At 53.5% G+C, this 13,309-nt stretch carries 9 protein-coding genes and 2 pseudogenes; 3 read left to right on the top strand and 8 right to left on the bottom strand.

What is annotated here, in order from left to right; genetic code table 11:
• Positions 1-8: 8 nt before the first annotated feature.
• From JCR24_RS12840 to JCR24_RS12805, 8 genes and pseudogenes are all read right to left on the bottom strand, one after another.
• The gene (locus JCR24_RS12840; protein ID WP_011230529.1) at positions 9-791 is read right to left on the bottom strand and encodes an SDR family oxidoreductase; all 783 of its coding nucleotides are present in this window, start codon (positions 789-791) and stop codon (positions 9-11) included.
• Between the two features lie 18 nt (positions 792-809).
• Entirely contained in the window at positions 810-2,021 is a 1,212-nt protein-coding gene (locus JCR24_RS12835; RefSeq protein ID WP_238980758.1) for an acyl-CoA dehydrogenase, read from the bottom strand.
• A 174-nt stretch (positions 2,022-2,195) separates the two neighbouring features.
• Positions 2,196-3,071 (bottom strand): annotated as a pseudogene (locus JCR24_RS12830) (NAD(P)-dependent oxidoreductase); the annotation flags it as partial.
• 17 nt (positions 3,072-3,088) lie between these two features.
• Positions 3,089-3,874, bottom strand: coding sequence for an SDR family oxidoreductase (locus JCR24_RS12825; protein ID WP_013523290.1), 786 nt, complete (start codon positions 3,872-3,874; stop codon positions 3,089-3,091).
• A gap of 102 nt (positions 3,875-3,976) precedes the next feature.
• The gene (locus tag JCR24_RS12820) at positions 3,977-4,195 is read right to left on the bottom strand and encodes a hypothetical protein (protein ID WP_033008438.1); all 219 of its coding nucleotides are present in this window, start codon (positions 4,193-4,195) and stop codon (positions 3,977-3,979) included.
• A gap of 119 nt (positions 4,196-4,314) precedes the next feature.
• Entirely contained in the window at positions 4,315-5,583 is a 1,269-nt protein-coding gene (odhB, locus tag JCR24_RS12815; protein ID WP_033025026.1) for a 2-oxoglutarate dehydrogenase complex dihydrolipoyllysine-residue succinyltransferase, read from the bottom strand.
• A 31-nt stretch (positions 5,584-5,614) separates the two neighbouring features.
• Positions 5,615-8,467 carry a 2-oxoglutarate dehydrogenase E1 component gene (locus JCR24_RS12810; protein WP_238980757.1) on the bottom strand — a complete coding sequence of 951 codons (2,853 nt, stop codon included), beginning with the start codon at positions 8,465-8,467 and terminating at the stop codon, positions 5,615-5,617.
• Positions 8,468-9,067: 600 nt separating this feature from the next.
• Positions 9,068-11,044: a methyl-accepting chemotaxis protein gene (locus tag JCR24_RS12805; RefSeq protein ID WP_238980756.1), complete on the bottom strand. Its 1,977-nt coding sequence runs from the start codon at positions 11,042-11,044 to the stop codon at positions 9,068-9,070.
• A 145-nt stretch (positions 11,045-11,189) separates the two neighbouring features.
• Here JCR24_RS12805 and JCR24_RS12800 point away from each other — a divergent pair, with 145 nt between their 5' ends.
• The 3 genes and pseudogenes from JCR24_RS12800 to JCR24_RS12785 all read left to right on the top strand — a co-directional run.
• Positions 11,190-11,387: a YbxH family protein gene (locus tag JCR24_RS12800; RefSeq protein ID WP_238980755.1), complete on the top strand. Its 198-nt coding sequence runs from the start codon at positions 11,190-11,192 to the stop codon at positions 11,385-11,387.
• 76 nt (positions 11,388-11,463) lie between these two features.
• Positions 11,464-12,144 (top strand): GNAT family N-acetyltransferase, encoded by a 681-nt coding sequence (locus JCR24_RS12795; protein WP_238980754.1) that lies wholly within the window; start codon positions 11,464-11,466, stop codon positions 12,142-12,144.
• A 621-nt stretch (positions 12,145-12,765) separates the two neighbouring features.
• Positions 12,766-12,929, top strand: a pseudogene (locus tag JCR24_RS12785) (DUF6431 domain-containing protein); the annotation flags it as partial.
• Positions 12,930-13,309 lie beyond the last annotated feature (380 nt).

Below are 13,309 nucleotides of genomic sequence, written 5' to 3'. Positions count from 1 at the left end.
TTTTTTAATTAAATGCCGGTCGCATGGCTGCCGCCGTCAACGACGAGGAGCGCGCCCGTGACAAAGGCGGACGCCGGGGAAGCGAGAAACAAGACGGCCCCTTTCAAGTCATCTTCGCCGCCAAAGCGGCCGAGCGGCGTATGCTCGAGCACTTTTTTCCCAACGCGTTCAAGAACGACTTTTGACATTTTCGTCGGGAAAAAGCCCGGCGCCACCGCGTTGACGCGAATGCCGTGCTTCCCCCATTTGGCTGCTAGGTCCCTCGTAAACGTAATAACCGCCCCTTTGCTCGTGTTGTAGCCGATCGTATTTAAAATGTCCGGGTGCGTGCCGCCAAGGCCAGCGACGGAAGCGATATTGATGATGGAACCGCCGGTTTGTTTGGCGATCATCACCTTGCCGACCGCCTGGCTCATGAGAAACGTGCCGGTAACGTTGACGTTGATCACCTTTTGCCATGCCTCAAGCGGCATTTCCTCGACCGGCGCTCCCCACGTCGCTCCGCTGTTGTTGACTAAAATGTCGATGCCGCCAAACTCTTTGACGGTCGTTTCGACGACATGTTTGACCTCCTCCGGATTCGTCACATCGCACCGCAGCGCCAGCGAACGGACGCCGAGCTGTTCAAGCTTTTCTTTCACTTGCTCGCACGCTTCCACTTTCCGCGAACAAACGACGACGTTCGCCCCGGCTTCGGCAAGACCGACGGCAATTTGCTCGCCGAGCCCGCGCCCACCGCCAGTGACAATGGCGGTTTTCCCCTCGATTTTAAATAAGTCCAACACATGCATACGACCACTTCCTCTCCCTTATTGTTGATATTGCCGCAATTCAAGCTTGGCAACTTGCTCTTTATGCACTTCGTCCGGCCCATCGGCCAGACGGAGCGTGCGCGAGTTCGCCCACATGGCGGCAAGCGGAAAATCGTTGCTCACCCCAGCGGCGCCAAACGCCTGAATGGCACGGTCGATGACCTTCAAAGCGACATTGGGCGCCACCACTTTAATCATCGCAATTTCTTTGCGCGCCGCTTTGTTGCCGACCGTATCCATCATGTACGCCGCCTTTAGCGTCAGCAAGCGCGCCTGCTCGATCTCAATGCGCGACTGGGCGATCCACTCGCGGATGACGCCGTGTTCAGCGAGCGGCTTGCCGAACGCCACCCGCGACTGTACGCGCCGGCACATGAGTTCAAGCGCTCGCTCCGCCGCTCCGATGAGGCGCATGCAATGGTGGATCCGTCCCGGGCCAAGCCGGCCTTGAGCGATGGCGAACCCTTTTCCTTCGCCCCAAATGATGTTTTCTTTCGGCACGCGCACATGGTCATACGTAATTTCGGCATGCCCGTGCGGCGCATGGTCAAAGCCGAACACCGGCAGCATCCGTTCGATTTTCACGCCCGGCGTATCAAGCGGAACGATGATCATCGACTGTTGCTCATGTTTTGGCGCATCGGGGTTCGTTTTTCCCATCACGATGGCGACTTTGCAGCGCGGGTCGCCGGCGCCAGACGACCACCATTTTCGTCCGTTGATGACGTATTCGTCGCCGTCGCGGACGATGGAGGCGCGAATGTTCGTCGCATCGCTTGACGCGACGTCCGGCTCCGTCATCGAAAAGCACGAGCGGATTTCTCCGTTCAAGAGCGGGATGAGCCACTTTTTCTTTTGCTCCTCTGTGCCATAGCGGACGAGCACTTCCATATTGCCCGTATCGGGCGCATTGCAGTTGAACACTTCCGGGGCGATGAGCGAGCGGCCCATTATTTCGCAAAGCGGCGCGTACTCCACATTCGTTAATCCCGCGCCGTATTCGCTGTCTGGCAAAAATAAATTCCAAAGCCCTTCTTTTTTCGCCTTTTCCTTCAATTCTTCGATGATCGGCGGCACGCCCGACCATCTCGACTCTTGTGCGTTCAGCTGCTCCTCATACACCCTCTCGTTCGGATAAATGTAATCCTCCATGAAAGCGCTTAATTTTTTGATCAACTCTTTCACTTTTGGTGAATAAGAAAAGTCCATATGCTCCCCTCCCTTTTATACTAACCGGTTGGTATGTTGTTTCTACTTTTACTATACCTCTACCAGAGGAAATATTCAATATTTTTCGATAAATACATCCGAATTTGCGCTTCCCATCTCCCCTGCTTCGCTGAGAAGACAGAGAAGATAAAAAAGGGCGAACAACCGCCCCGATTACGCCTTAACATACCGCTTGTATAGCGCTTGCGTGCCGCTGTTTTCCTCACCGGCTTGCGCCAACTCTTCGTACAGTTGTTTGGCGAGCGCCAGGCCTGGCAGCGGCAAGTTCATCCGCTCGGCTTCCTCAAGCGCAATTTTCATATCTTTAATGAAATGCTTGACGTAAAACCCAGGAGCAAAATCTCCTGACAACATGCGCGGCGCCAAGTTGCTCAGCGACCAGCTGCCGGCTGCCCCTTTGGCGATGCTTTCAAGCACTTTGAATGGATCAAGACCAGCCCGCTTCGCATACGCCATTGCCTCGCACACCCCAATCATGTTCGTCGCGATGGCAATTTGGTTGCACATTTTCGTATGCTGGCCGGCTCCAGCTCCTCCTTGCCGCACGATGTTCGTGCCAAGCCGCTCGAGAATCGGCTTGCACGCCAAAAAGACGTCCTCATCACCGCCGACCATAATCGTCAACGTTCCTTCGCGCGCGCCGATGTCGCCGCCGGACACCGGGGCGTCCAAAGCATGGATGCCCTTTTGCTTGGCCGCCTCGTAAATCGATTGCGCGAGCGTCGGCGTTGACGTCGTCATATCGATGACATATGTTCCCGGCCGCGCATTCTCCAAAATGCCGCCCTCGCCGAAATACACTTGCTCGACATCGCGCGGATCGCCAACCATCGTCATGACGACATCCGCCTCCCGCGCCAAATCAGCAACCGTTTCCTTCCAAACCGCTCCTTCTTGAAGCAAGTCTTCCGCCTTTTCTTTTGTGCGTGTATAAGCTAGAAGTGGATAGCCCGCCTTCAGCAAGTGGCGCGCCATGCTTTTCCCCATGACGCCAAGGCCGATGAATCCGATCGTTTTCATCCGGTCTTCCCTCCTGTCGGTTTGCCTTAAATCGCCTTCACCATGCCGCCATCGACAATGAGCGCTTGACCAGTAACGTACGAATTCGCTTCGGACAGCAAGAAGACGACGACATTGGCAAACTCTTCAGGGGTTCCGTAGCGGCCGAGCGGAATGGCGCTTTTCATGCGCGCTTCCATTTCTTCTTTCGTAATGCCGAGTTTCTCGGCATTCACTTTGTCCAAAAAGGCGACGCGCTCCGTCGCGATCCGACCAGGAGCCACCGTATTGATTAAAATGCCATCCGGAGCCAGCTCAACAGCAAGCGTTTTCGTCAGCCCAACGATGCCAGTGCGGAACGTGTTGGATAAAATAAGTCCCGGAATCGGCTCTTTAATCGATGACGAAGCGATGTTGACAATTTTTCCTCCCTTTTTCTTTAAGTAAGGGAGCGCTTCGCGAATGAGGCGAATATAGCTCAACAAATTGAGCTCAAACGCATATTGCCAGTCTTCGTCGCTCACCGTTTCAAACGTTCCCGCCGGAGGGCCGCCGGCGTTGTTGACGAGCAAATCGATCGTCCCAAACGTCTCGACCGTTTTGGCGACAAGCTGGCGAATGTCGTCGGCGTTGGTGACATCTGTGCGCGTATAAGCGACGCGTCCCTTATGTAAACTGTTCAATTCTTCCGCCACTTCGTGCAACTTTTCTTCGTTTCGGCTCGTGATCATCACGTTTGCTCCTTCAAGCACAAGCGCCCGGGCGATCGCCTTGCCAAGCCCTTGGCTCGAGGCAGCGACAAGCGCCGTTTTTCCCGCCAATCCAAGTTCCATCGTCATCCCTCCAACAAAAGAATGGGTGTTACGTAACCATATTCGCGCTCATTCGTCATTTTCCTTCTTTCGATCAGCGAAAAAAGTGATCCGCTGGGCGGATCACCTCTCTTCGAAAAGCGACTGAAACCGTTTCATCTCTTCCTCGACGTCAAGGCGATCAACGTGAAACGGATTCGGATTGGCAGCCTTCATCGGATCAGCATCAGTCCGCACCCCAATCGCCTCGGCGCCGTCGGCGGTCGGATCGTTGATGACGCTTTCACGCGCGCCGTCGCGGTAAAACATGTGCGGGTGATCGTTTCGTCCACGCTCTGGCATCAAATTCCCCCCTTTTTTCCGGTAGTGTTCCGTAAGACATGGAAAATCATTCACCGATCAGGGAAAGGCGGGGAAAAAGAAAGAGCCCGCGCATCGCAGGCTCCCCTTTTCCTTCCTAATCAACTTTCAAGCAGCAAATCTTCCGGATTTTCGATCAAGTCTTTCACCGTTTTTAAGAACCCTACGGCCTCTTTGCCATCGATGATGCGGTGGTCGTATGACAAGGCGACGTACATCATGGGACGGTTTTCGATCCGCTCTTCATCGACGGCGACCGGACGCAGTTTGATCGAATGCATCCCTAAAATGCCGACTTGCGGCCCGTTGAGAAGCGGGGTCGACAGAAGCGAACCGAACACACCGCCGTTCGTGATCGTAAACGTGCCGCCTTGCAAATCGGCGAGCGACAACTTGTTGCTGCGCGCTTTCGCTGCCAATTCGGCAATGTCGCGCTCAATTTCAGCGAAGTTTTTCCGGTCGCAGTCGCGCACAACCGGAACGACAAGCCCTTCGTCCGTCGACACGGCGACGCCGATATCATAATATTTTTTCAACAAAATTTCGTCGCCTTGAATTTCCGCATTGACGTACGGATATTTTTTCAGCGCGGCGACAGCCGCTTTGACGAAAAATGACATAAAGCCGAGGCGGACGTCATGCTCTTCGAAAAATTTATCTTTTTTCCGCTTGCGCAGATCGATGACCGCCGACATGTCAATTTCGTTGAACGTCGTCAACATGGCGGTCGTTTGTGTCACTTCAAGCAGCCGTTTGGCGATCGTTTGCCGACGGCGCGACATTTTTTCGCGGATGACCGGCTTGCCGGCCTCAGCGGCTGGAACGGCGGCCGGCGTCGACGTCGGCGCGGCTTGCGGAGCCGGCTGCGGGGCGGCGGCCGGTTGTGCGGCAAACGAGGCGACGTCTTGTTTGCGCACGCGCCCAAGCGGATCAACGGTCGGCACTTGCGTCAAATCAATTCCTTTTTCGCGCGCCATCTTTCGAGCGGCCGGCGAGGCGATCGGTCGTTGGCCCGGAGCTTGGGCGGCCGCGACTGGCTGCGGCGCTGGCTGTTCATTGCTGTCGGCCGGCGCGACCGTTTCCGTTTCATCGGCTGGCTGCGGAGCAGCTTGCAAAGCGGCAGTCGGTGCTGCCGCTCCTTCGCCGATAATGGCGATCGCTTGGCCAACCGCAACCGTATCGCCTTCATTGGCCAGCAGCTGCTGCAAAACACCCGACTCTTCCGCCATAATTTCCACGTTCACTTTATCCGTTTCAAGCTCGCAAATCGATTCTCCTTTTTCCACGTAGTCGCCCGGTTTTTTCAGCCATTGGGCGATCGTTCCCTCCGTGATGGATTCTGCTAACTCTGGTACTTTGATCTCAGCCACGTTGATGCCCTCCTCAAATGTTCCGTAGTCATCATTCATGCTTCGTCAATGCACAGCGGATGATGCGCTCTTGCTCTTTTCGGTGGACGACCGGATCGCCTTCCGCCGGGCTGGCCCGCCGGCGCCGCCCAATGTAGCTGACATCGACACCCTCTGGAGCCAACGCCCGCAGGCGCGGTTCCATATACAGCCATGCCCCCATGTTTTTCGGTTCTTCTTGCACCCAGACGAGTTCTTTAACGTTCGGATAGCGGGCGATGATGTCTTTCACCGCTTCTTCCGGGAACGGATACAGCTCTTCAATGCGCACGATATGCAGCCAGTCAAGACCTTCCATTTTGCCGATTTGTTCCGCCAAATCGATCATCAATTTTCCGGTGCCAAACACGATGCGTTCCACTTTGCCAGCGTCAGCGCCCAATCCCGGCTGTTCGAGCACCGGCGAGAACGCGCCGTCAACGAACGCTTCCGCATCCGACGCCGCCAGCGGATGGCGGAGCAAGCTTTTTGGCGTCATAATGATGAGCGGACGCACTTCTTCTCTTGTCAACAGCGCCGCCTGCCGCCGCAAAATATGGAAATATTGCGCGGCCGTCGATAAGTTGGCAACCGTCCAGTTGTTTTCCGCCGCCAGCTGCAAAAAGCGCTCGACGCGGCCGCTTGAATGTTCAGGGCCTTGCCCTTCGTAGCCGTGCGGCAAGAGCATGACAAGCCCGGATTTTTGCCCCCATTTCGCCCGGCCGGATGAAATGAATTGATCAAACATCACTTGCGCCATGTTGGCGAAGTCGCCAAATTGCGCTTCCCAAAGCACGAGCGTCTCCGGCGCGTAAACGTTGTAGCCGTATTCATAGCCGAGCACGGCGGCTTCCGTCAGCGGGCTGTTGTACACGACAAACGACGCTTTGGCGCCGCTGATGTGGTGAAGCGGCACATACTCTTCTCCGGTTTTCACGTCATGGAGCACCAAATGGCGCTGCGCAAACGTGCCGCGCTGCGAATCTTGCCCGGTCAAGCGGATCGGCACGCCGTCTTGCAAAATCGTGGCAAACGCTAAAATTTCCGCGTGCGCCCAATCGACTTTGCCGTTTTGCGCAAACACGCCGCTTCGCCGTTTTAAAATGCGCTCAAGCTTGTTAAAGACGTTGAATCCATCCGGAAACTGCAGCAATTCTTCGTTCACCCGATGGAGCACGTCTTTCGCCACGCCCGTTTTCACTTCCGGCAGCCGATCGACGACCGGTTTGGGCGGATCCATGATGAAATCGAGCTCGTCTTCGTTTTTCGGCACCCGCTCGTAGGCGATTTTCAGCCGTTCGACCACCTCTTGCTCCATTTCGTCGACTTCCCGCTCGGTGATGATCCCTTTTTCCATCAATTTTTGCGCATACAGCCGGCGTACGGTCGGATGTTGGTTGATGATCGCGTACATCGTCGGGTTCGTCGCCATCGGCTCATCCATTTCATTATGACCGAAACGGCGGTAACCGATTAGGTCAATGACAAAGTCTTTTTTAAACCGCTGGCGGTAGGCAAACGCCAAGCATGCGGCCGCCAAACAAGCCTCCGGGTCGTCGGCATTGACGTGCACAATCGGCACCTCAAACCCTTTCGCCATATCGGAAGCATACGTCGTCGAGCGTGAATCGTAACTCTCCGTCGTAAAGCCGATCATGTTATTGGCGATGATATGGATCGTCCCGCCGGTCGTATAGCCGCGCAGCTGGCTTAAGTTGAGCGTTTCCGCGACGATCCCTTGTCCCGGGAACGCGGCATCGCCGTGAATCAAGATGGCAAACGACGCATCCGTATTTTGCACCGGCACGCCTGGTTTTGTCCGATCTTCTTGCGCGGCGCGCGTGTAGCCAAGCACAACCGGATTGACCACTTCGAGATGGCTTGGGTTGTTAGCGAGCGTAATCCGCATCGTATGCGCGCTTTTATTGCGAAGGCGGCGCGCCGCCCCTAAGTGGTATTTGACATCGCCCGTCCACCCGTACGTGATCGCCACTGACCCTTCAGACGGAATGAAATTTTTGCTTTCCGCATGCTGAAACTCGGCGAAAATCATTTCGTACGGCTTGCCGAGCACATGGGCAAGCACATTCAGCCGGCCGCGGTGCGCCATGCCGATGTTGACAGCATCGATTTCATGTTCGATCGCTTGGCGGACGAGCTCATCCAAAAGCGGCACCATGGAATCAAGCCCTTCGATCGAAAACCGTTTTTGCCCGACATACGTCCGGTGGATGAACTTTTCAAACCCTTCCACTTCCGTCAGGCGGCGCAACAAAGCGACCCGCTCTTTGTTCGCCAAGCTCGGGTAATACGCTCCGGACTCGATTTGCTGAATGAGCCAGTTCCTCTCTTCAAGATTATGTACTTGCGAGAATTCGAACGCGATTTTGTCCGTGTAAATTTTGCGCAAATGCAAGATGGCATCCCAGCCGTTTTTGACATGCGCCGGAGCGTGCGGGCAAAGAAACGCGACCGGAATGCGCTTTAAGTCCTCTTCGGTTAAGTCGTATTCGTCAAGCTCCAAGCGGCGCAGCTTTTTCTCCTTTTTGACAAGCGGATTCGTATCGGCAACCAGATGGCCATAATGGCGAATGCTGTCCGCCAGCTTGACGGCAGCGACAAGCTTGCTGAAAATCGTCGGCGTCTCCGGCAGCCGGAACGTTTGATGCGTTTTGGCTGTTTCGTCATCCGCAGGAGAAACCGGTTCTTCCAAGACCGGCGCCCCCCACTGTTCGAACAATTGTTTCAGTTCCGGGTCGATGCTGTTAGGGTCATCGAGATACTGTTCGTACATTTCGATGACATAACCGAGGTTCGGCCCGTAAAACTGGCTCCACGGTTGAGCGTAGTTCGTCTGTTTTGCCATCGTGAAAAAACCTCCACCTTGTTTTCGCATCGTTCGGGCTGGGCAACAGCTATGCATGAAAGTCCTCATTTAGCTGCCAGTATCCCCAAACGTACAGCAAAATAACAGTATAAACGTTTTCACTGTTTATTTTAGCACTATCGCCCACTAAAATCGACGAAGAAGCTGAAAAAATTTCACTTATTATCATTGTATGAATACAAAAAAGATCGTGACTGCACGGCGGCGGGACATTCATGATTTTAAGTAAACGCCGACCGACATTCATCTCCCGCTTATTTTGGACTGCACCCTGTACAAAGCGAAAGTGAAAGTCTCCTATTCGAAAATGATTGAACGCCTCTTGCCTGCGCAAACGTTTAGCGGTGGGAGATTCTTTGGAACAACCGCTCCACGACAGGCTTGCCAGCCAAGCCATCCTCGTGTGTCCCACGGTTCCGTTGTCTTACGAAGACAGCAAGCGAAATCCTTCTTTTTTTGGGCGGCGTTAGGGAACATCCTTGATGCTTCATCCCCCACTTACGCACGCGGAAATGGGAGCCTTCTCGGCTGGAGATGATAAAAAAGGCGCCCCGTTGCCGCTAGGACGCCTTCCATTTTTTATGAAATCTTAAACTTCTCAACCAGTTGTTTCAACTGCCGGCTCATTTCGCTTAACGCCTCCGCCGATTCGGTCACCGTCGAAAGCGCCTGCAACTGATCATCAGCCGAAGCAGCCACTTCTTCCGCCGCTGCCGCTGCTTGTTGGGCGATGGCGGCGATGTTTTGCATCGCCCCGACGACATCGTCTTTGCTCGCGTTCATCCGCTTTGCTTCCTCCATAATCCCAGCAAGCGCATCAGCCACTTGCTCCATCATGCCGGTGATTTTGACAAACGAATCGCCGGTCGTGTGCACCGCTTCCCGCTGTTCGTCGTACGCCTGCTTGGAGCGGCGGACCGCCTCCATCACCAGCCCGGCTTGCTGCTGGATGGCGGCGATCGTCGCGCGGATCATCTCCGTCGCTTTCGCGGATTGTTCGGCCAGCTTGCGCACCTCATCGGCGACAACGGCAAACCCTTTCCCATGCTCGCCAGCCCGCGCCGCCTCGATGCTGGCGTTTAACGCCAGCAAATTCGTCTGTCCGGAAATGGCCGTGATCGTTTGAATGACACCGTCAATTTCATCCATCTTTTTCACAAGGTCGCTAATGACATTTTCTACAGACTCGAGTTCATTTTTCGCTTCCTCCGATTTTTTCTGCAAAATGTTTAAATGCTCCAAGCCGTCGTAGCTCGCGGTTTTCGTTTCATCGGACAGCGACTCCATGCCAGCCGTCGCATTCGTGACCGCTTCGATTTGCTGCGACAGCGCCGTCGTCCGCTCATTGATCGTATCAAGGCTTCCTGCTTGATCGGTCGTTCCTTTGGCGATTTCGCCGATCGCTTTGGCCACTTGTTCGCTTGTGGCCATCGTTTCTTCGGAGACAGCGCTCAAATGGTCGGCCGAAACGGCCAATTCATTGACCGAGCGGTTCACCTCACCGATCAGCGCGCGCATATGATCGATCATCTCGTTAAAATGGCGGGCGAGGCGGCCGATTTCATCTTTGCCAACGGTGCGCACTTGCACGGTCAAATCACCGCCCGCCGCCTTTTCGACTTGCTCTTGCAGCGCCACAATCGGCTTGGTGATTGAGCGCGCTAAGAAATAAACGACGACCAAAGCGATGATAAACGCAATCACCGTAATGACAAGCATGGTTGCTCCGAGCGAGCGGCTCATCGCCGATAAGTCTTTTTCTTTATAGACGGCGCCGACTTTCCAGCCAAGCTCTGGAATCGTAGTGAAGTAAATCACCCGCCGTTCGCCGTCTTGCTCATATTCGTGCATTCCTTTTTCATGCTCGAGCATGTAGCGGACTGTCGCATTGTTCGCCATATTTTTCCCTTTATCTTCCGGATGAACAACCGCCGTTCCCTTCGTGTCAAACAGCACCGGATAGCCGTGATAGCCGACGTCGCTCGCATTGACGATTCTTGTCACCGCATCGAGCGTCATATCGATGCCGATGACCGCAGCAATGCGGCCGTTTTCGCTCACCGCTTTGGCCAACGTCACAACGTGCTTGCCGGTAATCGCATCGACGTACGGTTCGGTCCACACCACTTCATCCGGACGCTTCATCGCTTCTTTATACCACGGGCGGCTCGTCGGATCGTATCCATCCGGGAGCTCTGTCATCGGCGATATGTACATTTTCTTCTGCTCCGTGCCAATATAGATGAATTGCACATTCTCATGCAGGCGCAAAAACGTGCGGAACTGTTTCTCAAGCTGCAGCCACATTTTTTCATCTTGAACCATTTGCAAAGCCAACGGCGATTCACTGAATTGCACTAAGCTATTCTCCTCACTTTGAAAACTGTCGCGAATATCGCCGAGCAGTCCGTCAAGCGCCGTCTGCGCCCGCTGTTTCACGTCAGCATCCACCATCTTCCGCATTTGCACAACCCCAACGAGTTGTGTTGCTGCCAATGAAATCACTAACAATAAAGCCATCAAGACGATCAATTTGCTGCGCAATGTCCGGAACACTCTCTATTTCTCCCCTCTGTTTCCTCTTTTTGTCGAACCACGTCCATTATAAAAGGACAATCGTCCTGCGTCTATAGGATGAGCTTCTTATTCATACATAGAGAGCCGCGCCTGTGGGACATTAAACGTAGGCAGGTGAACCACAATGGGCGCGATTGAACATGAGGGCTATATATTTGAGATCGAATACAGCGTCTTGCTGCAAAAAGGGGCGCTGCACGTTTATCGCGACGGTGAATTGATTGAGGAAATTGAGTTTGCATTTTGCGGCGAAAAGCCCGATGAACAGCAAATTGAAGCGCTTGTGAGCGAGTATGTCGAGCAAAAAGCCCGCGGCCGCTAACAGCGGCCGTTTTCTTTTCTTGCCATTTTTTCGAGTTTTCCGTTATGATGAGGGTAAAAAAGCAAGGGGGATCGGCATGTACTATAAACGTTTATACGTCTTTGACGGCAACACCCCGCGCGAAGCGGTCATCCGCAACTATACGAAAGACGACTTTGCTGATCTCATCCGCGTGCAGCAAGAAAGTTTTCCGCCCCCGTTTCCATCGGAGTTATGGTGGAACGAACAACAGCTTCACAACCATGTCACCTTGTTTCCCGAAGGAGCGCTTTGCGTCGAAGTCGGCGGGCGCATCGTCGGATCGATGACTGGCTTGATCGTTGACTTTGATCCAGCCCATACCGATCATACATGGGAAGAGATCACCGACGGCGGCTACATCCGCAACCACCGCCCGGATGGCAACACGCTTTATGTCGTCGACATTTGCGTCTCGCCGCCATACCGGAAGCTCGGCCTCGGCAAGTGGCTCATGCAGTCGATGTATGAAGTCGTCGTCCATCTCGGCCTTGACCGGCTGCTCGGCGGCGGGCGGATGCCTGGCTACCATCGTTACGCTAATGAATTATCACCCGAAACCTACATCGACAAAGTGGTTGCTGGCGAGCTGAACGATCCGGTCATTACATTTTTGCTCCGTTGCGGGCGAACGCCGCTTGCGATTGTCCGTAATTATTTAGAAGACGAAGAATCGCTCAACCATGCCGTGTTAATGGAATGGCGCAATCCATTTAGGCAGATGACCAAAAAAAATTAACAGACACCAAATGACAGGAATTGTCGGCAACGAACGCAAAAAAATAAGGTTCATCACCACAACGTGTACTTGACAAGCGAGGCTTTTTCTCGTGTCACCATGTAGGAAAATCGTTGATTTACTGATTTTCCTTATGCATGTAAGCAAGACATGATCTGAAACAGTCAAGTACAACTTTTGGTGAAGAGCTACAAGATCAAGCTGATGAAACGTCGGGGATACGGATACCGAAATATCCAGCGTTTTGCATTGCGGGTTCGGCTAGAAACAGCTAACATACTTTCATGACAGGTGCAAGTACAACTTTTGGTGATGAACCATATAAATTATCTTACCCTATAAGGCTTGACATGGAGCCTCTGCGTGCATGGATTATTTTGCGAAGGCCGCAGCACAAAAGGAATTCGCAGAGGCAACCAGCCTTACCATGCACGCCACTCCATGTAAAGCCGTGTCTCTGAAATTATAATTGTAAATTATCATTTTATTTCAGCACAAAACGCCCATTTTTTTGCACATTCTTTCAGAAAGCCCTCTCCCCTTTTCTGAAGGAATGTGCTAAATTTTTTGTGAATTGTTTCGGACAAAGATTTCCATTCGTTTCAATGAGGGGGAGGAAGTGTGATCCAGTTTCACGACTTTGGCATTGACATTCAAACGTATACGGATCGTGGGAAAGGGAACGATTTTCCCGACGTGAACCAAAGCCCCACTGTCCATCCCGCCGCCCCTTGCATCGTCACGGATACTACCAACGCTATGCGTTGACGGCAGAGGGGGAGTATCACCATACCCATCAAGTTAAGAATTTTGGTCTTTGTGCATCGTCAAAAACATGGTATCCTTTCTAACGAACACTCCACGTTAGAAAGGATTTTTTTCATGGAAAAACAAATGAAAGCATGGATTCAAACCATTCGTCAACTCTTTTCTCCCGAAGAATGAACCCGTCTCGCACGGAAAACAGGCTTTATCCGGCGGCAGCGTTCGTTAACGGCGGAAGCCTTTCTGACTCTCTGTGCATGGGGAGATGGCTCACTGGCCAAACAGTCGCTTCAGCGGTTGTATGCGGCCTTGACGCTCTGGCATGGCTGTTCCCTTTCAAGCGAAGGCTTGAATCAGCGTTTTACCGATCGGGCCGTGGCATTTTTGCGAGAAGTGTTTT

It is taken from the genome of Geobacillus sp. YHL (assembly GCF_022341265.1).
GTDB classification, from domain to species: domain Bacteria; phylum Bacillota; class Bacilli; order Bacillales; family Anoxybacillaceae; genus Geobacillus; species Geobacillus thermoleovorans.
Note: the sequence above shows the minus strand (reverse complement) of the source record. Positions and strands in the feature narration are given on the sequence as shown.